At 40.5% G+C, this 19,822-nt stretch carries 19 protein-coding genes; 8 read left to right on the forward strand and 11 right to left on the reverse strand.

What is annotated here, in order from left to right:
• A complete protein-coding gene (locus BGP15_RS14340) occupies positions 1–1,389 on the reverse strand; it encodes a TolC family protein (RefSeq protein WP_088162576.1) in 1,389 nt (462 codons plus the stop codon).
• A 170-nt stretch (positions 1,390–1,559) separates the two neighbouring features.
• On the opposite strand from BGP15_RS14340, the gene BGP15_RS14345 reads away from it, so the two are divergent.
• Both BGP15_RS14345 and BGP15_RS14350 read left to right on the forward strand, forming a co-directional pair.
• On the forward strand, positions 1,560–2,570 hold the full coding sequence (locus BGP15_RS14345; RefSeq protein WP_286769908.1) for a sensor histidine kinase: 1,011 nt from the start codon (positions 1,560–1,562) through the stop codon (positions 2,568–2,570).
• Positions 2,571–2,573: 3 nt separating this feature from the next.
• Positions 2,574–3,269 carry a LytR/AlgR family response regulator transcription factor gene (locus BGP15_RS14350; RefSeq protein ID WP_286769909.1) on the forward strand — a complete coding sequence of 232 codons (696 nt, stop codon included), beginning with the start codon at positions 2,574–2,576 and terminating at the stop codon, positions 3,267–3,269.
• A 98-nt stretch (positions 3,270–3,367) separates the two neighbouring features.
• Here BGP15_RS14350 and BGP15_RS14355 read toward each other — a convergent pair whose 3' ends face one another.
• Positions 3,368–3,844 carry an OsmC family protein gene (locus tag BGP15_RS14355; RefSeq protein WP_286769910.1) on the reverse strand — a complete coding sequence of 159 codons (477 nt, stop codon included), beginning with the start codon at positions 3,842–3,844 and terminating at the stop codon, positions 3,368–3,370.
• A gap of 382 nt (positions 3,845–4,226) precedes the next feature.
• On the opposite strand from BGP15_RS14355, the gene lpdA reads away from it, so the two are divergent.
• Both lpdA and BGP15_RS14365 read left to right on the forward strand, forming a co-directional pair.
• On the forward strand, positions 4,227–5,630 hold the full coding sequence (gene lpdA / locus BGP15_RS14360; protein WP_286769911.1) for a dihydrolipoyl dehydrogenase: 1,404 nt from the start codon (positions 4,227–4,229) through the stop codon (positions 5,628–5,630).
• 149 nt (positions 5,631–5,779) lie between these two features.
• Positions 5,780–6,349, forward strand: coding sequence for a Crp/Fnr family transcriptional regulator (locus BGP15_RS14365; protein WP_153845230.1), 570 nt, complete (start codon positions 5,780–5,782; stop codon positions 6,347–6,349).
• Between the two features lie 37 nt (positions 6,350–6,386).
• Here BGP15_RS14365 and BGP15_RS14370 read toward each other — a convergent pair whose 3' ends face one another.
• Positions 6,387–7,283, reverse strand: a complete 897-nt coding sequence (locus BGP15_RS14370) for a LysR family transcriptional regulator (RefSeq protein WP_075993836.1) — start codon at positions 7,281–7,283, stop codon at positions 6,387–6,389.
• A gap of 97 nt (positions 7,284–7,380) precedes the next feature.
• Between BGP15_RS14370 and BGP15_RS14375 the strand changes: the two genes are divergently transcribed.
• Together BGP15_RS14375 and BGP15_RS14380 are read left to right on the forward strand one after the other, a co-directional pair.
• Entirely contained in the window at positions 7,381–7,992 is a 612-nt protein-coding gene (locus BGP15_RS14375; protein ID WP_088162571.1) for an NAD(P)H-dependent oxidoreductase, read from the forward strand.
• An 81-nt stretch (positions 7,993–8,073) separates the two neighbouring features.
• On the forward strand, positions 8,074–8,364 hold the full coding sequence (locus BGP15_RS14380; protein ID WP_088162570.1) for a putative quinol monooxygenase: 291 nt from the start codon (positions 8,074–8,076) through the stop codon (positions 8,362–8,364).
• A 145-nt stretch (positions 8,365–8,509) separates the two neighbouring features.
• Here the strand turns inward: BGP15_RS14380 and BGP15_RS14385 are convergent, their stop codons facing one another.
• From BGP15_RS14385 to BGP15_RS14405, 5 genes are all read right to left on the reverse strand, one after another.
• Complete coding sequence (locus BGP15_RS14385) at positions 8,510–8,833, reverse strand: hypothetical protein (RefSeq protein ID WP_286769912.1); 324 nt, start codon at positions 8,831–8,833, stop codon at positions 8,510–8,512.
• Positions 8,834–8,929: 96 nt separating this feature from the next.
• Positions 8,930–9,661, reverse strand: a complete 732-nt coding sequence (locus BGP15_RS14390; protein WP_088162568.1) for a type 1 glutamine amidotransferase — start codon at positions 9,659–9,661, stop codon at positions 8,930–8,932.
• A gap of 11 nt (positions 9,662–9,672) precedes the next feature.
• Entirely contained in the window at positions 9,673–10,404 is a 732-nt protein-coding gene (locus tag BGP15_RS14395) for a YggS family pyridoxal phosphate-dependent enzyme (protein ID WP_286769913.1), read from the reverse strand.
• Entirely contained in the window at positions 10,397–10,939 is a 543-nt protein-coding gene (locus tag BGP15_RS14400; protein WP_286769914.1) for a GNAT family N-acetyltransferase, read from the reverse strand. Before BGP15_RS14400 ends, BGP15_RS14395 begins: the two co-directional genes overlap by 8 nt.
• Positions 10,936–11,562, reverse strand: a complete 627-nt coding sequence (locus BGP15_RS14405) for an FMN-binding negative transcriptional regulator (protein ID WP_286769915.1) — start codon at positions 11,560–11,562, stop codon at positions 10,936–10,938. Before BGP15_RS14405 ends, BGP15_RS14400 begins: the two co-directional genes overlap by 4 nt.
• A 153-nt stretch (positions 11,563–11,715) precedes the next feature.
• On the opposite strand from BGP15_RS14405, the gene BGP15_RS14410 reads away from it, so the two are divergent.
• Positions 11,716–12,210, forward strand: coding sequence for a GNAT family N-acetyltransferase (locus BGP15_RS14410; protein ID WP_286769916.1), 495 nt, complete (start codon positions 11,716–11,718; stop codon positions 12,208–12,210).
• A gap of 104 nt (positions 12,211–12,314) precedes the next feature.
• Here the strand turns inward: BGP15_RS14410 and BGP15_RS14415 are convergent, their stop codons facing one another.
• Complete coding sequence (locus tag BGP15_RS14415) at positions 12,315–14,129, reverse strand: mechanosensitive ion channel family protein (protein ID WP_286769917.1); 1,815 nt, start codon at positions 14,127–14,129, stop codon at positions 12,315–12,317.
• A gap of 272 nt (positions 14,130–14,401) precedes the next feature.
• Between BGP15_RS14415 and BGP15_RS14420 the strand changes: the two genes are divergently transcribed.
• A complete protein-coding gene (locus BGP15_RS14420; protein ID WP_502688441.1) occupies positions 14,402–16,870 on the forward strand; it encodes a glutaminase family protein in 2,469 nt (822 codons plus the stop codon).
• Between the two features lie 276 nt (positions 16,871–17,146).
• On the opposite strand, the gene BGP15_RS14425 is transcribed toward BGP15_RS14420, so the two are convergent.
• Both BGP15_RS14425 and BGP15_RS14430 read right to left on the reverse strand, forming a co-directional pair.
• Complete coding sequence (locus BGP15_RS14425; RefSeq protein WP_286769919.1) at positions 17,147–19,066, reverse strand: sensor histidine kinase; 1,920 nt, start codon at positions 19,064–19,066, stop codon at positions 17,147–17,149.
• Positions 19,063–19,806, reverse strand: coding sequence for a LytR/AlgR family response regulator transcription factor (locus BGP15_RS14430; protein WP_286769920.1), 744 nt, complete (start codon positions 19,804–19,806; stop codon positions 19,063–19,065). Before BGP15_RS14430 ends, BGP15_RS14425 begins: the two co-directional genes overlap by 4 nt.
• Between the last annotated feature and the right edge of the window lie 16 nt (positions 19,807–19,822).

Here is a 19,822-nt window from a genome sequence, read left to right on the forward strand (position 1 = left end):
TTATAGTTCTTTGTTGAAAATATCAAAATCTCCCGCAGCTGCGGCTTTTAGTAAAAGCGACTGCCAAAGATTGATGTGGACGATCTCTCGATCGGTTTCGGCTCTATTTAATGTGTAAAAGGTCTGCGTCACGTCGACAAGTGTCGCTAGGCCGTTTTTATACATCGTCATTTTTTGATTGTAAGCTTGCTGAGCTGCCGACACTTGTCGGGGAGCTTCTAGATCACTTTTTAGGGCCAATTGGATTTTCACATCAGCGGCATCCAGCTGTGCTGTCAATTGGGCTTCGGCAGTTTGGTATTCTTCTCTCAGGGCATCATTCGTAAAGCGCTGTGCACTGATTTTTTTATTGATACGCGCAATCGAAGTCAGATTCCAGTTTATGCCCAATCCCAAGAGATAATTTTGCCTACTGGGACGAACCCCTTTCCAATAATTTGTGCTATATGCTTGTAAATCCGTAATGTAGTCGCTCTTAAAACCAGATCCCCTTGTCTGAAAGACCCCAAAGGCACTTACAGTGGGAAGATACTCTTTGGTTGATAGTTTCAATTGTTGTTCGCCAAGTTCAATTTTACTTTTATAAAATTGCAGAATAGGATTACTTTCAATCAAGTTGCCTGAAAGCGGAGTTAGCTGTACAGGAGTTTTCTGAACCAGAACAGTATCTATTTCGAGGTTTTTCGCTGGAATCCCCATCAATACCGTCAGCTTATTGTTTTGCTCCTTAACATTTTCACGGGCCTGATTGAGACTGATTTTTGCGCGCGATACTTCCGCTGAAGCAAGTGTAGAATCTACTCCGGGTAATATTCCGTTTTTTACTTTGGTGGCAGCAATATTTAAAAATACCAGTGCGCGATCCAGATTCATCTGTTGATTTTTTTCCAATCGTTGACTAGCCAATAAATTGAGGTAAGCCGCAGCGATCTTGATTTTATGCTGGAACTGTTCCTGACCGAGATCGGCCTGTAGTCGTTTGGTATCGGATTTGGCCAATTCGATACGTTCTTTTTTTCGTCCAAAGGTGTAAATGTCCCAATTGACATTGGCTAAGTAAAGCGCACCAAATGCGGCATTCCAATTTTGTTCTGGAAGAGCGGCTCCCGAAGAAGCTACACCCAGCCCACCAAATCCATACAGTGGACCATTTTGTCCGTTGACTGTTCCAAAGTCCTGTTGGGCTACGATGTTCAGATTGGGCCAAAAGTCGCGTTTGACTTGTTCATTGGTCTGCAGGGAGGACTGGAGATAATATTCCTTTGCCTTGATATTTCCATAATTTGCAATACCCTGTTCTACGGCATCGCGGAGCGTAAGCTTCTGAGCGAAGGAAGAGGAGGTCGCAAGTGATACAGCCAATGACAGCACTAAATTCAATTTCAGCATAGGTTATCTATCATTTTATGGACACGAAGATAACGATGAGATGAACTGTGATGTCCCTTTAAAATGATCTATAGCGTTTAAAAGTGACCAATTTAATTCGTCATTTATTTTTCTGCTGTTATAAACTTAAAACTTTTACTTTGTAACAGATTTTTAACAAAAAAAGGATTATGAGAAAGGTTTTTGAGAACAAGATCATACAGGAGATCGTGCTATTGATCTTTTCGTTTATCCTCTTTACTTTGAACGATTGGATTTTGATCCTGAGCTGGAAGGGATTTTTGATGGGCGTGTTCTATTTCTTGATCCTTTATGCGCATGCACAATTGAATCGCTTTTTCCTGTTGCCATTGCTACTTAAGAAGAATAAACCGCTGTTGTATATTTTGGCGTCGGTGGCAACACTACTGGTTTTTGCACTCATATTAAAAGAGCTAACGGATAACGTGATCTACAAGAATTGTTTTCTTTACAAGAATCTTGTTCAGAAAACGTTCCATTATCAATTTGGTGTATTATTGGGTTCGTTGATCTGTATATTGGGTAGTATCCAATTTATTGAATTTTATCGCTTTCAGCGTGTGAAGACCCGACGTGAACTGCTTTCCAATCAGACGCAATTATCGCATTTAAAAAAACAGCTCAATCCACATTTTCTATTCAATACATTGAATACCATTTATGGTATTAATCTGAAGTATCCGGAACGTACGTCCGAATTGATCATCAAAGTTTCTCAGCTTCTCCGTTATCAGATGGAATGCAGCGATCGGGAATTTGTCGGTATGGATGATGAGATCGATTTTATCTCAAGTTATATCGAGCTGGAGCGCGAACGGTTAGGCTATCGCACGAAAATTGAATTTGATTATCAAAAAGAAGAAGATATCAATTATCAGATAGCGCCGATGCTTTTGATTACTTTCGTAGAAAATGCTTTTAAACACGGAACCTGCAGTATTGAAGATTGTTTTGTACATATTTCGATCAAGATTGAAAAAGGGAACTTATATTTGCATGTACGGAATTCTGTTCCCGTTAAGAAAAGGAATGTTTTTTCGGCGAAAATAGGTCTGGAAAATACAATAGCGCGGTTAAAGCTTTTGTATCCTAATCGGTATACGTTAACGACAAATTCCCAAAAAGAGGAGTATGAGGTGTCATTGGTTATAAATCTTTAAACAATGAATAAAAATAGCTGTATTGTGGTTGATGACGAACCTGCGGCGCATTATGTACTGGTAAATTATATTGAAAGAAGTACTGATCTGCAGTTGGTCGCTCAGTGTTATAATGCTTTTGAGGCATTGGAGTTTCTTCGGGAGAACAAAGTAGATTTAATCTTCCTGGATATTGAAATGCCCGAAATTAATGGGATGGAGTTTCTGAAGATGCTGGATAACCCACCCAAAACGATTTTGACAACAGCATATTCTGAATACGCATTGGAGAGTTATGATTACGGCGTTGTTGATTATCTGTTAAAACCTATTTCATTTCCTCGTTTTTTTAAGGCTGTTCAACGTTTTTTATCCTATAACATGGCTGTTTCGCCCCAGGAAGAAGAACCCAAATCAATTAGTATACGCATGGATGGCCGTATTATTGACGTTAAATTATCGCAGATCGATTTTATCCAGAGCTTTGGCAATTACGTGAAAATTGTCACTCCTAGTCAGACATTTTTGACCGCAAGCACCACCCAGCAAATTCTCACACAGGTGCCGGCATCAAAGTTTATCCGTATCCACAAATCTTACATTGCTTCGATCAATAAGGTGATCAAATATGAGCATGGAATGGTGCAGATCAATAATACGTCCCTACCGGTCGGTATTACTTTCCGTCGGGAGTTACAGGAGCGGCTAGCCAATAAATAGCGCTAAGCTATGTCGTAATTCGATTAGGTATCGCCGTTCTTGTCAATTCACAGCATATCATGTGACAGCATATCATGTGAAGAAGAAAGTTCATTCATTTAGCTGGATGTGCTGATGCTGACGTTGGGTTTATGCAAGACCGGAAAGTTTACTGAATTGGCAATAAAACAATATTCACTTGCTTTTTGATGTAATTCAATGGCCTGTGCAATCATCGTTGCATCTTTTACCCGGACCGAAGGGTTTAGTGTAACTTCTTTAAAACGGCCTTTTCCACATTCTTCTTCAAGCATGATCGCTGTTGCATGGTCTACATATTCTTCTACAATAATTTTATTGACCGAGCAGAAATGCAGGTACCATAACATATGGCAGGAGGACAGGGAGGCAAGCAATAGTTCTTCGGGATTGTGTTTGTTGGGGTCTCCGAGGAACGCTGGATCCGAAGAACCTTCAATCTCAGCTTTGCCGTCAATGGTAATGCGATGGCTTCTTTCGTAGTTTTTATAATGATCGGTTCCGCTGCCGCGATTTCCTGTCCACGTAATTGTGGCGATGTAATTATGCTGTTTCATTTGAAAATAATCGTTTGACGCTGTTGGTGCTAATCTGGAAGCAAGTTAAAAAATATCCCTTTATCCTAAACATAAGCACAATCTCTTCTGCGTAGAATTGACTTTCATATTATTTTTTTTGATCTATTTTTTTTATTAATAATATACTGATTGGTATTTTATTTGTAGGTTTGTACTGATTTTAATGAAATCCAATATTTATGTATAGTACGGTGTTTTCTGTTTTTTTTAAATATACCTTTTGGTATTTTATTTTGTGTTATGATTGGCGTATGTATTGAAATTTTTATCGTAGCCTTTTGGATGGTGGCAACTATACGGGACATACTTGTAAGACCTGTTTTGGTCGTGAATAATTCTGTTAACTAAAAATAGTTCGTATATGGAACAATATGATTTGGTTGTCATTGGGTCTGGCCCAGGCGGCTATGTTGCGGCGATTCGCAGTGCCCAATTGGGGTATAAAACCGCACTTGTAGAGAAATATGATACATTGGGTGGTACCTGTACCAATGTGGGCTGTATTCCCACAAAGGCAATTTTGGATAGTACGCATCACTATGATGAAGCACAGCATCATTTTGCTGCACACGGGATTCAGGTAGCGGGACTATCGGTGGACTTTGATCGACTGTATGCGCGTAAAGATAAAGTGGTGTTGCAAAATACGCAGGGGCTGAATTTCCTGATGAAAAAGAATAAGGTTACGGTGATCCATGGAACGGCTTCTTTTCTCAATAATTCAACGGTGGAGATTGCTACGTCGGCGGGGGAGCGGCTGTCCCTTGGAGCAAAGAAATTTATCATCGCTACAGGTTCCAAGCCAGCGACAGTTCCGGGAGTAACCATAGACAAAAAACGTATCATCAGCTCAACAGAGGCGTTGTCCTTGCAAGAGAAACCAGATAAAATCGTTATTATCGGTGGCGGTGTAATTGGGGTAGAGATGGCATCCATATTCAATAGATTGGGGTGTGAGGTCACGATTATCGAATATGCCGATCGCCTCCTTGCCAATATGGATCATGAATTGGGGGATGCCTTGAAAAAGATACTGCTGCATGATGGCATTAAAATTTTGCTTGAACAGGCTGTTTACAAAACAGAAAATATAGGCGCTGCGGCAAACGTTTTCTTTAGGGATCGAGTTGGTAACGAGCAGCAGTTACAGGCGGATTATATTTTGGTCGCTGTCGGGCGGAAAGCATTTACAGCGGGGCTTGGTTTGGAGAATACAGCTGTTCAACTGGATGCCAGAGGGATGATCGTTACCAACAAGCAGCTACAGACGGCCGTTCCCCACATTTATGCTATTGGTGATGTGATCGGCGGGGCAATGCTGGCTCATAAAGCTGAAGAGGAAGCAATCTTTGTTGTCGAACATATGGACGGCCAAAAACCAAAGATACATTACGATCGGATCCCGAGTGTGGTTTATACCTGGCCCGAAGTGGCTTCCGTTGGCGCAACAGAAGAGGAGCTCAAAGCAAAGGGTATAACGTATACGATTGGGAAATTCCCGTTTTCCGCCAATGCCCGTGCCCGCGCGGGGATGGATACGCAAGGTTTTGTAAAGGTGTTGGCCGATCCAAAATATGGCGAACTATTGGGAGTTCATATCATTGGAGCACGTGCCGCCGATCTGATCGCTCAAGGTGTTTTGGGCTTGGAATATGAGATCACTGCCGATAGCATGTCAAGAGTGTCTTATGCACATCCTACTTATTCGGAGGTCTTGAAGGAAGCGCATACCATTGCTTCGGGGCGGCCATCCGTAAATATATAAGTATCCTATGCGTCTTTTCGGCGAAGAACAAAACGTATTTCTTTTAGAAGAGCTAAGCGTATTCCCTTCGTAGAAAAGGCGCTGCTTGTCTATTTTTTTGGATACAAACATCAATTTATCTATGTTTGTTCTGTATCATCCTTTAATTTATGGACAAACAGCTATTGTTGGACAGTATTCAGAAAGAGATCGACCTCACGGAAGATGAAATCGTACGCCTATTGGCTGTTGTGAAATCCAAAAAAGTGAAGAAGAAACAATATTTGCTGCTGGAGGGCGATCTGAGCAGGTATGCTCTTTTTGTCGCTTCGGGTTGTCTACGAAGTTATTGCGTGGATGAAAACGGCTTTCAGTATATTCAACAGTTTGCTCCCGAAGGCTGGTGGATCGGCGATATGTATAGTTTGGTAACCGGAAAACCGGGCAACTTATACATTGATGCGGTATTTGAATCTGAGGTATGGATGATTTCCAAAGTAGACCTGCATCGGCTCTATCAGGAGATTCCGAAACTGAATGTCTATTTTCGGATACTTGCCGAAAATGCATTGGTTTATTATCAAAGTCGATCGATGGAGAATCTCCGTCTAGCTGCCAAAGAACGTTACGAAAAGTTCTGTACACGTTATCCTACATTGATCGACTGTCTTCCGCAGAAACAAGTTGCGGCATATATTGGCGTTACGCCCGAATTTTTAAGTAAAATGCTGCATCAATAGCGGAAATCGGACTATCGGCAAGAAATTGCCCGGTGATCTACCATTTCTCTTTTAACAGCGTTTCCAATTGACCGATTTCTTCCTGATACATGGTTTTCTTTCTCGTTCCAAAGTAAAGTATATTCTCCACGGGAGAAGTCCCTTCCCAGATTAGTTTTATTTTTCCGGATGCAAGTGCTTCGGCACAAAGAAAGTCGGGAACAATGGAAAAACCAGTATTGTTGCTCAAGCAGCGTATGATTGAGCTGATATTTGGGACGATATAATTGGGACTGAAGTCTGGATGTTCGCCAAAGTGTGTCGACCAATAGTTTTTTAAATGATCCATATCGGCAGCCGTGCTATACCACAATTGTTTTTTCAGGAGTTGAGCTGCTTCCTTAATTTTATTGTCGCTCAGTAGTGACTCGAGTGTGGATGTGTCGGTCTGACAACCTGCAATCAAGACAATGCGCTCTTTTGAGAAAGCTTCATATTGTAGATTCTGCTGGTTTCCTTTTTGAGGTGTAATAATAAGATCCAATAAACCATTATCAAGATCCTGCTGCATCTGAGGATATTCTCCAAATTTGATAATTAAATTAAAGGGGAGCTGTGCAATATGTTCTTCCAGCGTGTATTGAAAGGTCTCAAAACACATTCCGATACTGATTGTGACACGTTCGTCCAATGCACGCTTGTGAAAATGCTGTTCACCGGTTTCTAGTTTTTTAAGTGGGTCAATAACATAGTTGTACAAGATTTTCCCCTTTTCGGTCGGCACCATTCTTCGCGCAGATCGATCAAAAAGCTTGTGGCCGGTAAAGGCTTCCAGGGAATTCAGATGTAGGCTGACACCAGGTTGAGAAATAAACAATTCCTGTGCAGCTGCAGATAATGTTCCGGTTTCATAGATTGCCTTAAATGTACGAAGCCATTCTAAGTTCCATTTCATAGTTATTATTTTTATGATACAAATATACAATTTAAATTATTTGTATGATTTAAAAATATGATAGAAATTTGTGTTATCAATAAGAAAAATTATAGAAATGAAAATATTTATTATCAACGGCGGACAGAAATTCGCACACTCGGGTGGTTCTTTCAATACCACAATAACAAATTGGACTGTTGAAACATTGGCTGAAAATGGACTTGAAACAAGGGTAACCAATATCAACGATGATTTTGATCCAATGGTTGAAGTTGAAAATTTTAAATGGGCAGACATTATCGTTTACCATTTTCCTGTATGGTGGTTTCAGGTTCCGAACCGTCTGAAGCTCTATATCGATGAAGTTTTTACGGCGGGTCACAACAACGGTATCTATAAAAATGATGGTCGTTCACGTAAGAATCCGGCCATTAATTATGGTACCGGAGGTTTGATGCATGGTAAAAAATACTTGGTGACTTCGAGCTGGAATGCTCCTGAGACAGCCTTTACAATGGAAAATGAGTTTTTTGATCAGCATTCCGTTGATGCTGGTGTTTTATTCGGGTTTCACAAGATGAATCAGTTTGCAGGATTGGAACATCTGGGAAGCTTCCATTTTCATGATATGGAGAAGGGTGCGTCTCAAGAACGTGTCGACAATTACGAAAAGGAATATAAACAATATTTGGAAGAGGTCTTCCATTTGGAAACTACGTTGAACTAAAAATTTATTGATCGATAAATCGCTTTATCCATGGCGTTATTGCGATGAAAAGAGTAAATTACCAAAATAAAAATCAATAACATGAAGGTATATTTAACCGCAATTTTAAAGGCAGTTCCCGCACATCGGGAAGAAGTATTGGCATTATTGTTAGAAATGGTCGAAGCAAGTAGAAAGGAAGAAGCTTGTATACAGTACGATCTGCACCAGGTAAATAGTGATGAAAACCAGTTTATATTTTATGAAATCTGGGAAGATCAGGCGGGCTTGGATGGGCATAATCAACAACCTTATATTGTCGCATTCGGAAAAGTTGCCGCTGAAAAATTGCAGGAAGCGCCTCAAATTATATTAATGAATAAAATCGCTTAATTTACAATGTGGCCTGTAAGGACCTTATTGAAAAGATAGCAAAGAATATCATGTAGTGGATGATGTGTACAGGCGGAAGATATTAACTATAATTGAAGTATTGGTGGGTACCAAAATCATTTGTGTTGCCTTGAATAAGCTTGTTTTATTCTGATTTAGTGACGCGAATGATTTTGTTGGTACCTTGCTGAACAGCGACATCGACTTTATTTCGTTGTGTGTAGCTCTGTTGCAGGAGGTTCAATTTTTTGGCCAGTTGACCATCCTGATTGTCCAGCCAGAAGGTCGCAGCCATAATACCAATTTGAACTCTATAACTGGAATCAGTTTCCGGAACAAGCTGCTCGATAACCTGATGTTGATACCAAGTCAGATTTTTGTTTTCTTTTTGGGAAATACAGGCATGTAGGAAAATTGCCAGAAGGGCTAGATAGCCCATTTTTAAAAGTTGACCGCGTCTTAGGTTCATCAATAGTTTTTTTGTGTTACACCAAATCTACTATTTTTTATCCAACGAATGAATTACTGCTGTAAATTTTTACGCTCCTGTTTAGACAGAAACCCTTCATTTACTTATTAGACTTCTCGTGTATGCACATTCAAGTAAATCTAAAAATGTATGAAGTTTGCTGTTCATTTCGCGGTAATCAAAAGTCTTAATTTCTTCAGGTGATTGCACAAATTGGAGCGATTGGCTTTGAAGAAAGAGATCTTCTTCTGCATCTATCAAGAGCCGGACGACTTCAGGAGTGAGTTCCATATGGCATTGAAATCCGTAGACGAGATTTGTATAGCGAACAATTTGTCGAGGGCAGCCGACGCTGCTTGCTAAGATTTTACTTTCAGGGGTAAGTCCAGGCATATCGTTGTGCCAATGTCCGACCGGTAATGGGCTGCCAAAATGTGCTATTTTGCTGTCATTTATTCCTTCCTCTGTGAGCGTGATGGGGAAAACTCCAATTTCTTTTTGCGGACTATGTCTGTACGTTGCCGACAGCGCTTCGCCAATCAATTGTGCGCCCAGACATATACCAACAACCGCCTTGCCGGCATCAATACATTGGCGGATAAAAGCGATTTCGACCTTAGCGTCAAAATAAGGGTATTCGGACGGGGATGAATCTGGGCTTTGAGGTCCGCCCATAATGATCAACACATCGATGGAATCTATTTCTTTTGGAAGGGGATCTTGTTGATAAACATGGGAGAAAGTAACTGAATGTTGCTGTTTTTCTGCCCAGGTTAAATAGGCCCCGGGTGCTTCAAAAACTTCGTGTTGTATAAAATGTATCCGCATTGGTTTTTATGTTATAGGTTCTCATTCCAGTAATAACTATCTGCTGTAGGACGCTGTCCAAAAATTGCCGTGCCTACTCTGACAATCGTAGCGCCTTCCGCTATCGCGATCTCTAAATCTCCGCTCATGCCCATTGACAATTCTTGCATCGATACACCTGGAATAGCTAGGGCTATAATTTGTCGTTGAATTTGTTTGAGCAATTTAAAACAGGCACGTACCTGTTCGGCCTCGGCACTCAATATACCGATAGTCATCAGTCCTTTAATCTTTAGTGTGCTTAATGTTGCTATTTGCTGAACCAGGCCGATCACTTCCCCTGGGGCAGCGCCGTACTTGCTCTCTTCGAAGGAAGTATTTACCTGGATGAGCACTTCCATGGTTTTATCTTCCTTTAAAAGTCGCTGATGCAATTTTTCGGCGAGATCTATACGATCGATCGAATGGATGCAGGATACGTTGCATTTGAGCAGGTCCTTGATCTTATTGGTTTGAAGATGACCAATAAAATGATTGACATGGGGAACAGCGTTTAAATATTCAAATTTGTCTTTCAGTTCCTGCACTTTATTTTCAGCAATTAGGGTTTGACCAGCTTGCAGTGCGATTTCTATACGTTCGGCAGGTACGGTTTTAGTGGCCAGCAATAATTTTACCTCGTGGGGATCGCGACGGTTTGTTTTGCAGGCTTCGTCTATACGTTTTTGTATGACCTGTATATTTTCTGCTATAAACTCATGCATGGTGCGGTTGTACTGTTTTTTTCATCATGATATCTATTTGTTTATCGTCACCCAGTTGAAAAATATGCTGGTCGAACGCGACAAAACCATTTTTCTGATAGAAATTGATTGCCCGCAAGTTTTTTTCCCAAACACCAAGCCAGATAAATGAAGCTGCTTTTATTTGGGCTAAGGCTAGCGCTTTTTCAAACAATAACTGTCCCACTTTTCTACCATGAAATTCCTGTAATACATAGATGCGCTCAATTTCTAATGCCTGCGGGCACTGTTGTTCGGTCTGCGCCTGTCCGGTATTTACTTTTAGGTAGCCAATAACATCATTTTTCAAGACGGCAAAGTAAAATTCAGATTCGTTATCGCAGAGCTCGGACAATAATTTTTCATTTGAAAACCCTTCGGCCAGATAGGTATTCATATTCTCTTCGGTGTTTGTGTCTGAAAAGGTCTGAATAAATGTTGCTTTTCCTATTTCCTGCAGCAGGTCAATATCGGTTAGTTTTACCTGTGTGATTTCTATGTCAGTGTTTGTGTTCATTTTTTTTCGTTACTTATTGATCCATTTTTCATTGCTGCGGCAATATTTCTTTCGAGCTCATTGTCGCTATTTTTTAAAAAATCACGGATACGCTGTCTTTCTGTTTCACTTTTATTTTGACTTAATTTTTTTTGGCCCTGTAAATCTGTAACGACAAGCTCGAAGGCAACGATACCCTGCATCATACCACTTTTAAAACGATCGGAGAGGCTGTTCCATTGCGTTAGATAGGCTTCGTCATAACTGAGGATCATCTGCTCTAAGGCCCTGTTTTTTGCTTTTTCGTCTGTAAGAATGGAGGCAAGTCCATAGGCATGTACAGCGATGTAATCCCAGGTTGGCACGCTTTCCTTCTTTTCGTAGTGTTGTGGTGAGATATAAGCATGTGGTTCGGAGAAAATAACCAATGACGGCGTATTTTCGATATAATTTGTTTGCTCGTTTGCGCGAGCGAAGTGTGATGTTAAAAGCAACTGATCTTTATCCGTACGGATATGGAAGGGGAGCTGTGTGGCTATTGGAATCCCCTCTTTAATCGATACAATGGTCGCAAAACTATACTGTTGCATAAATTCAACCTTTTCTGCGTAATCCTCGAACTGGAAATGTTTGGGTACATACATGCAAATAGCTATTTCTTGATTTAATCCAAAATTACAGTCAATAGATGCAACTGAGCTAGTCCAATTTGAATAATGTAGCTGGTCCAGTTGTTCATTTATTGCGCTTGCTTAAGTATATTTACGCTGAAAGATAAGCAAAGAAAGGTGTAGGAAATGGAAAAATATGAGCTAAGACGTTTAGAAATAGGAGAATGGCATGAATATAAAAAAATTAGACTGGAGGCCTTATTTTCTACCCCTGAGGTGTTTGGAAGCAATTATCAAAAAGAAGCAGGGTACAGTGATGCAGAATGGATGGCCTTGCTTGATAATCCCAAATGTGCGATGTTCGGCTTGTATAACCTGGGAATATTGGTCGGGCTGACTGGTGTTGTATTGGATAGAGCAGATGAGTCAAACGCGATTTTGATCGCTTCTTTCATTCAGGAGAGTTATAGAGGCCGGGGTTTATCCCGCTTGTTTTATGAAGCGCGTATCGCATGGGCACGTGAGCAAGGATGTGGTCAGATTACGGTATCCCATCGGGTGGGGAACGATGCGTCTAAAGCAGCGAATCAGTCATTTCATTTTAAATACACGCAATCCAGGGATGTCGTTTGGCCTGACGGAGTCGAAGCCGAAGAGCTAATCTATGTTTTACATCTTTAGTGAACAAGCTCACAACAGTGGATGAATTCAACAGGGCATTCATACCGGTCAAAATACATCAACTATTCTTTGCCAGTAATCAGCTAAAGAAGTGTGCTTTCAGATCAGTTATTGTGCGAGCTGTTGGGCATTTTTGGATTATATTGTTGTACATGGTCAACTTTGGCAAATAGGTGTGGGCCATTCATTTCAATTCCTGCAGCTAGAAAGTCATCTAAGATCGATTGAAAAATTTCAGATTTTGCCAGTTCAATTTCTCCAGATTTAGCGATATACACATTCAGTTCATACAGGACATAGAAGTCGTCTAATTTTTTTTGTAAGACAAATGGTGCGGGGTTAAGGTTGACTCTTTTTATTCGGGGTGGGATGCTCAGCAGCAGTTCGTGGATACGTTGCCAAGGTTCTTCGTAACCGACTGTCAATTCCACCTGAAAGCAGATTCCATCTTCTGAGAAGGTTGAATAATTGACGGTATTTCCGGAAAGTACCGAGGAATTGGGGATGGTAATTTCTTCATTTTTTATCGTTCGAAGCCTTGTTACCAGTGGTGATTTTTCGATAACAACGCCTGTTTTGTCGGCGATAGTGATACGGTCTCCGATACGGAAAGGACGCATATAGGTGATGACAAGTCCCGCTATGATATTGGAAATTGCAGAAGATGATCCTAACGAAAATAGGACACCTATAAATACGGATATTCCTTTAAAGATATCTGAATTTGCACCGGGTAAATACGGGAATATGAGCACCAGTGTGAAGGCTTGGAGCAGAAAGCGAACAATAGTAAAGGTAGGCATGGCAAAATCGCGATGAAAGCCATTAACCTCTAATTTGCCTTTGTCAATTTCGCTAAAGATATACTTTATGAATCGAACGGCATACCGCATGACAACGAGTATGACAAATACAGTAATCAGATTGGGAATATAATCCCAAATTGCCAAAACTGCAGTCTTCAGGGGCTTTGTAAAAAGTCCAATGAGATTGGATGCCCAGCTCTGTGTAAATGGAAAAACACTGAAGACAATCGGCAGCATGATAAAGGCAATGAGTACGATCAAGCCCCAACGTAAGATATTTATGGCATTAATAAACATCCGTGTTTTTTGTACAGAGGTGACAAGGACGTAATTTTTGATCTTAATGTCTTTGATCCGCTGTGTTCTTTCTGTCAATATACGTCGCGTACCATATTTTTTCAATTTGTTTATCAATAGAATCAATATCGAAAAAACGACTAGAATGAGAAATACAAGCCCAATACGGGTAAGAAGTTTTGTAATGCTGTTATCAGCACGTTCCGTTTTGATTGAATCCTGAATTCTTTTTAGGTAGTTTGCCGCAATCTCTTCTTTGCTTTTTCCTTCAAGAAGGGCATCGAGTTCTGTGACGGAAGTTATGACGAGATCTTTATAAACGATGTCGGCACTTATTTCGCTGTTTTCGATTTTAAAGGAATCTACTTTCACAAAATCGTCTTCATATAGATTATGAATTCTGCTGACCACATTGTAGGCGCGGTCTTTGGCTAATGATGATCCAAGTTTATTATAGATATAGAATAGCGTATCCTGAAATGGCGCGACCGCATATCTTTTTGTGTTTTTTTTGATGGAGTCTACTTTAACTTTCAGCTGCTGCTTCCGAAGGTTATTTTCTTCGTCAAACTCATTCAGCTGCTGTTTTAAATTTTCTTTTTTGGGGCTATTTTGACTTTTAAGATCGGCAATTTCATGCTGAAGCTTTACCCGTTCAAGAGAATCATTAATTTGCTGTTGTCTAATTCCGTTCAGTAGGGAACTTAGATCCAATTCTTTTTTATTGACCGAATCTGTTTCTTGTGCATAAAGCGGTGCGCTCGTTGAAAATAGACAAGATATAGTTATTAAGAAATAAACGTAAATACTTCTCATCGTGTTATTGGTAAAATTGAATGCCGATGTTTACTAGGTTATTTTGCGCATAACGATCGGACAGGTTCTCAAAGATAATAATTATCTCGATTAGACGGCAGATCGTCAAATATGATATAAATTGAAGGTAAAATGATACGATGCGACAGCTGAATTTAACTTATTCCGACTTTCTTTGTTAAAACGATTGAGCATATGCTTAATACGAAAAACTGTATAGCTAATTTTATCTAAAAAATATGATTAAACTTTTTCAAAAATCTATTTATGCAATGAACAAACTTGGGAAGATAGGTCTCTGTGTTATTGTAGCCTGTGTTTCCACTGTTTTAGATGGACAAGCCCAAGAACGCAAAGCTCCGGCTTATCCATTGATTACACACAACCCCAATTTTAGTATATGGTCAATGACAGATCAGCTTCATGCATCGACAACAAAGCACTGGACAGACGCTGATCATTCGCTGTTGGGCTTAATTGATGTTGATGGTCATATTTATCGTTTTCTTGGCAAAGAGGAACCGAGTTATGCGATTATTTTACCGACTGCCGAAGATAAATCTTATACGGTACAGTATACAGAATCAAAACCTCAAGGTGGCTGGGAATCTTCCGCTTATAATACGGATACGTGGAAATCGGGACTTGCACCCATAGGTGATGACGAGAAGCAGGTAAAAACCCTTTGGAAATCGGACGATATCTGGGTGAGACGTGAGTTTTCCGTAGCGGATCCGAAGGGTATTAATGAGTTGTTTTTAAAACTCAATCACGATGATAACATAGACGTATTTTTGAATGGGAAGAAGGTTTACGAAAAAGTAGGTTGGACCAACAACTTCCAGTATATACCGATTGACAAGGCGAATTTGAAGGCTGGGCAAAATAATATTGCCATCCATTTGAAGAATAGTGCTGGCGGTCGTTATCTCGATTTTGGTTTGGTTGACAGGCTTAAAGAGCGTGGGGCACGGATTCAAGAAGCCGTGCAAAAAGATGTAGAAATAACAGCGACGCGTACGGTTTATAACTTTCAGGCAGGTAAGGTTGATCTAAAATTAACCTTTACGTCGCCTTTGCTTATGGATGATCTGAATTTATTGGCTCGACCGGTAAGCTATATCACGTATAACGTCAAAGCAAACGATGGCAAGCAGCATGCGGTTAAAGTTTTTCTAAGCGCATCCACAAATATTGCGGTGTATAAACCTTCACAGGAGGTGATTGCCGAAAAATATGAGACAGCAAAATTGTCTGTGCTAAAAACGGGAACGGTCGAACAGCCTATTCTGCAGAAAGGGGCCGATGATATGCGGATAGACTGGGGGTATTTTTATGTTGCTGCGCCGAAGCGGGATAAAACGCAACAGTTTATTAGTCCGAGAGGCGGAGCCGTAGACGCCTTTAGAAAGGGAACAACGACATCGGTAAAAACTGTTAAGGGGACATCACTTGCGCTGAACACGGTCATTCCATTTGGCAATGTGGGGGCGAAAGCGGAGGAACGTTTTGTAGAGGTTGGGTACGATGAAATTTATGCGATTCAGTATTTCAAAAATAATTTGAGACCATGGTGGAACAACTCCGGTAAAGAAACGATGGAAAATCAGCTGACTTTGGCTGCAGATGAGTATCGTAAGGTACTCGATAAGTGCGTGGCATTCGACAAAACAGTGTATGCAGATGCGCTAAAATCGGGTGGAAAAGAGTATGCACACCTTAGCGTTCTCGCTTATCGTCAAAGTATTGCAGCACATACCTTGGTGAAAAGTCCACAAAACGAACTATTATGGCTTTCCAAAGAAAATAATAGTGGCGGATTCATCAATACGGTCGATGTCACTTATCCTTCAGCGCCATTGTATCTGATCTATAATCCGGAGTTGTTGAAAGGGATGTTAAGTGGAATATTTTATTTTAGTGAGAGCGGTAAATATCCCTATCCTTGGGCAGCGCACGATTTGGGTACGTATCCATTGGCCAATGGTCAAACCTATGGTGAACCTATGCCTGTGGAGGAATCGGGCAATATGATTATTTTAACTGCTGCAATCGCAAAAGTGCAAGGGAATGCTGACTATGCCAGGAAGCATTGGAAAACATTGACAACATGGGTAGATTATCTCGTTAAAGATGGTTTTGACCCTAAAACGCAGCTCTGTACAGATGATTTTGCCGGTCACCTTGCACGAAATGCCAATTTATCTGTTAAGGCTATCGTTGGTATTGCTTGTTATGCGCAGCTAGCGGAGGCCATTGGTGAAACCGCAATAGCAAAAAAATACCGTGCAATTGCCGAGGAAATGGTTCCGAAATGGATGGAAATGGCAGATGCCGGTGATCATTATGCACTGACATTTGATGATAAAAATACCTGGAGTCAAAAATATAATTTGATCTGGGACAAAGTGTTGGGATTGAATCTGTTTCCACAAAAAGTGTATGATACAGAAATTAAGTATTATCTGACCAAGCAAAATAGATTCGGCATACCATTGGATAGCCGTAAAGCATACACAAAAAATGACTGGATTCTTTGGACGGCATCGTTTGCTCCATCAAGAGAAGCATTTGAAGCTTTGATAAAACCAGTCTATAATCATGCGATTCAAACGGAATCCCGTGTCCCATTAAATGATTTTTATGATTCGACTACGGGGATCCGTGAAAACTTCAAGGCGCGTAGTGTTGTTGGAGGTTTTTACATGAAACTTTTAGCGGATATCATGAAACAGAAATAAATGAGGAAAATGAGTAGGAGACGGGAGTCCACAATGAAATATTTAGTTTGTGTTTAGTTAATAAGACGGCGGGCAATTAAAGAATTGCTCGCCGTTTGTTTATAGGGTTATGCGTTTCAATATCTCGTATTTTACGGTATCGAAATTTGGCTCAACATGGTTCTTTTTTCTGATTTCTGTTGAAATACGTGTTGTCTTGCAAGTTCTGTATTGTTTTCCTGAAATTTTCACTGCAGTAGAACCTAGAAAGGACGTTAAATATTCCTTTGTTTGCCATTAATATGTCACTGGTATATTCAGGATGACTGTGGTACCAGCAGTTGGGTTTTTGGTGATCTGTACACTTGCTTTCTTGCCCAACAGCTGCATGCGTTCACGACTGATGGTCCCAGAGAGTGAACGATGGGTAATTACAGGAATGTCGGGATTTACTTTACCACTATCTTTAATCGTCACCTGTAGGATATCTTCAGATAACGTAAACTGGATGTCGATACTGCCATCGCCCGTTTCGAGGTTTATGCCATGCAGAATCGCATTTTCAACATAGGGTTGTATGAGCATTGGTGGTAGCATGACCGCACTTAAATCTTGATCTTCAGGTTGTGTGATATGGTAATGAAAGGCATCTTCAAAACGCATTTGCTGCAAGATCAAATAGTTTTCTAAGGTTTCCAGTTCCTCATTTAATGGAACAAGGTTTTCACGGCTTAATTCGAGATTGCTGCGTAGTAGTCGACTGAAACGATTTAAATATTTGATGGCATTTTCCTTCTTATCCAGGCGCATGAAACTCTGTACAGCGGAAAGGGTATTGAAAATAAAGTGCGGTTCCATCTGTGTGCGCAACAACTGCTGCTGCAACAAGACCTTTTCTTTCTCTTGTATGGAACGGCGCTGGCGAAAACTGTAATATAGGAAGAAAAGTATGATGATCAATAAAATAACCGCGAGCGAGGATATGATCAGCCCTAAACGATTTTGTTGTAGCTGGAGTTTATTGATCTTGATATTTTCGTTCAGTATTCGAATAGATTGATCCTTCGCCTGGAGTTGATATAGGGCATTCATTTCTGCGATCGCTTGTGTATTCTCCGATTGGTAAATACCCCTTTGTAATTGCACAAGATGATTCAATACGTCTATTGCGGCTTTATTTTTTCCTTGCAAGCGATAGACGGCTGCTAGACTGTTTTGAAATGTAATTTCGTTGTTGGGAAAGATTAATTTTGGAAACTGCGCTTTAAGTTTGCTGGCTTTTAGGATGAATTTTTCTCCCAAGGCCGGCTTATTTAATGAAACATAGATTGCGGCAACATTACTGTAGTCTACGAATAAATTGTTCATCAATATAGAGGACGCTGTTTGTTGGTGCAAACGTTCATCTATCGCTATTTTTAGCAACTCATAATGTAAAATGGAGTCCGGTTTTTTAGCCGTTTCATAGTATTGGATCTTCGAATCATATAGAAAACTAATGTTGTATTTGTCTGGATTTTTAGCATGTAACTCTTCGAGTTGATGAAGGAAGGGGGCAATATCTTTTGCTGGCCGCTGTAAAGTATTCAGCGTCTGGATCATTTGTACCAATACGCGTTGTCGGTTAATGTGTCCTTCAGGCAGTGAATCAATTAGGGGGAGTACCGAACGATTCATTTTTTCTGCAAGGTTATACTGAAAGGAGCTCAAGTTGTTTTGGGCAGCGGACAGTAATATCGCTGATTTCGCTTCGGTTGACAATCCTGATGCGGTATCCGACAAAACAATCGTGGCGGCTTTGTTGTAATAATAGCCCGCTTCGCGTTGTTTTGCTTCTATGCTGCGGATATTTCCTATACCATTGTAAATAAGAGCTTTGTATTTAGCGTTTCCGGTGGTGGGTTCAATGAGTTCGAGCGCCTGTTGAACAAAAAAAAGAGCCGAATCCTGGCCACTCATAGCATAGAGTCGTGCTAGATAATATTTTACACGGGCAGCGAGTACCGTGTCTTTTTTTACGGTGGCATGCTGGTCCAACTTTAACCAGGCAAGTTTGATGGAATCCCCATTTGCTGCATTTAATCTTTGGTCCTCCAGCGTTTTAATCTCTGCGGCAATAGCATCATGATCGGGCGACAGTGCGTCATTCTTTCGAGCGCAAGCGATCGAAAACAAAGACAGTAGCAGCCAAGGGAAAATGCGGTTCAATAGGCTCATTTTTCAGGAAACAGCTGATTTAAGATCGAGTTTTTTCTGCGTGATGAAATCGGAATTTCCTCTTTGTTTTTTAAGACAATATACTCGGAACGATTGACACCAGAAATATGTGACCTATTAACAAGATAAGATTGATGGGTGCGTAAGAAATAGGGCGGTGGCAATAATTCTTCATAATATTTGAGGGGTTTAGAAATTAACTCCTTGGTACCATCATTTAAAAAGAAAAAAGTATAGGGACCGTCTCCTTTGCAGTACACGATGTTGTGAACGGGGACGATACGTACATGGTGTATGGAAGACAAGGCGATGCTTTCGGGAAGTTCGTTGGCATGTAAAGCTTCTTGCGCCATAGATAAACGCTGCATCCATTGGGGATTGTTTTCGCTTTTACGCCGGTAACGTTCTAATGCCTCGTTTAATTCGGTTTGGTCGACCGGCTTTAAGAGATAATCCAAAGCACCATATTTGATGGCTTTGATTGCAAAATGATTGTAGGCCGTAATGAAAATAATATTCTGTGGAATAGCGATTAGCTTTTTTAGGATGTCAAATGCTGTACCATCACGGAGCTGAATATCCATGAGTATAACGTCTGGTTGTTTCTCTTCAATCAATTTTACTGCATTTGTCACCGTATCACTCCAGCCAACAAGTTCAACATCAGTTTCCTGTTGGACCAAATAGCTGATTTCTTTGCGTACCGCCGGCTCATCCTCGATAATGGCTACTCTGATCATTTATCAATACTTTATA

The organism is Sphingobacterium sp. 40-24, from assembly GCF_001899705.1.
GTDB lineage: Bacteria > Bacteroidota > Bacteroidia > Sphingobacteriales > Sphingobacteriaceae > Sphingobacterium > Sphingobacterium multivorum.

Bases quoted from the DNA above. Each gene is read 5' to 3' on its own strand.
- BGP15_RS14340 (WP_088162576.1), bottom strand. From the start codon at position 1,389: ATGCTGAAATTGAATTTAGTGCTGTCATTGGCTGTATCACTTGCGACC.
- BGP15_RS14345 (WP_286769908.1), top strand. From the start codon at position 1,560: ATGAGAAAGGTTTTTGAGAACAAGATCATACAGGAGATCGTGCTATTG.
- BGP15_RS14350 (WP_286769909.1), top strand. From the start codon at position 2,574: ATGAATAAAAATAGCTGTATTGTGGTTGATGACGAACCTGCGGCGCAT.
- BGP15_RS14355 (WP_286769910.1), bottom strand. From the start codon at position 3,844: ATGAAACAGCATAATTACATCGCCACAATTACGTGGACAGGAAATCGC.
- lpdA (WP_286769911.1), top strand. From the start codon at position 4,227: ATGGAACAATATGATTTGGTTGTCATTGGGTCTGGCCCAGGCGGCTAT.
- BGP15_RS14365 (WP_153845230.1), top strand. From the start codon at position 5,780: ATGGACAAACAGCTATTGTTGGACAGTATTCAGAAAGAGATCGACCTC.
- BGP15_RS14370 (WP_075993836.1), bottom strand. From the start codon at position 7,283: ATGAAATGGAACTTAGAATGGCTTCGTACATTTAAGGCAATCTATGAA.
- BGP15_RS14375 (WP_088162571.1), top strand. From the start codon at position 7,381: ATGAAAATATTTATTATCAACGGCGGACAGAAATTCGCACACTCGGGT.
- BGP15_RS14380 (WP_088162570.1), top strand. From the start codon at position 8,074: ATGAAGGTATATTTAACCGCAATTTTAAAGGCAGTTCCCGCACATCGG.
- BGP15_RS14385 (WP_286769912.1), bottom strand. From the start codon at position 8,833: ATGAACCTAAGACGCGGTCAACTTTTAAAAATGGGCTATCTAGCCCTT.
- BGP15_RS14390 (WP_088162568.1), bottom strand. From the start codon at position 9,661: ATGCGGATACATTTTATACAACACGAAGTTTTTGAAGCACCCGGGGCC.
- BGP15_RS14395 (WP_286769913.1), bottom strand. From the start codon at position 10,404: ATGCATGAGTTTATAGCAGAAAATATACAGGTCATACAAAAACGTATA.
- BGP15_RS14400 (WP_286769914.1), bottom strand. From the start codon at position 10,939: ATGAACACAAACACTGACATAGAAATCACACAGGTAAAACTAACCGAT.
- BGP15_RS14405 (WP_286769915.1), bottom strand. From the start codon at position 11,562: ATGTATGTACCCAAACATTTCCAGTTCGAGGATTACGCAGAAAAGGTT.
- BGP15_RS14410 (WP_286769916.1), top strand. From the start codon at position 11,716: ATGGAAAAATATGAGCTAAGACGTTTAGAAATAGGAGAATGGCATGAA.
- BGP15_RS14415 (WP_286769917.1), bottom strand. From the start codon at position 14,129: ATGAGAAGTATTTACGTTTATTTCTTAATAACTATATCTTGTCTATTT.
- BGP15_RS14420 (WP_502688441.1), top strand. From the start codon at position 14,402: ATGAACAAACTTGGGAAGATAGGTCTCTGTGTTATTGTAGCCTGTGTT.
- BGP15_RS14425 (WP_286769919.1), bottom strand. From the start codon at position 19,066: ATGAGCCTATTGAACCGCATTTTCCCTTGGCTGCTACTGTCTTTGTTT.
- BGP15_RS14430 (WP_286769920.1), bottom strand. From the start codon at position 19,806: ATGATCAGAGTAGCCATTATCGAGGATGAGCCGGCGGTACGCAAAGAA.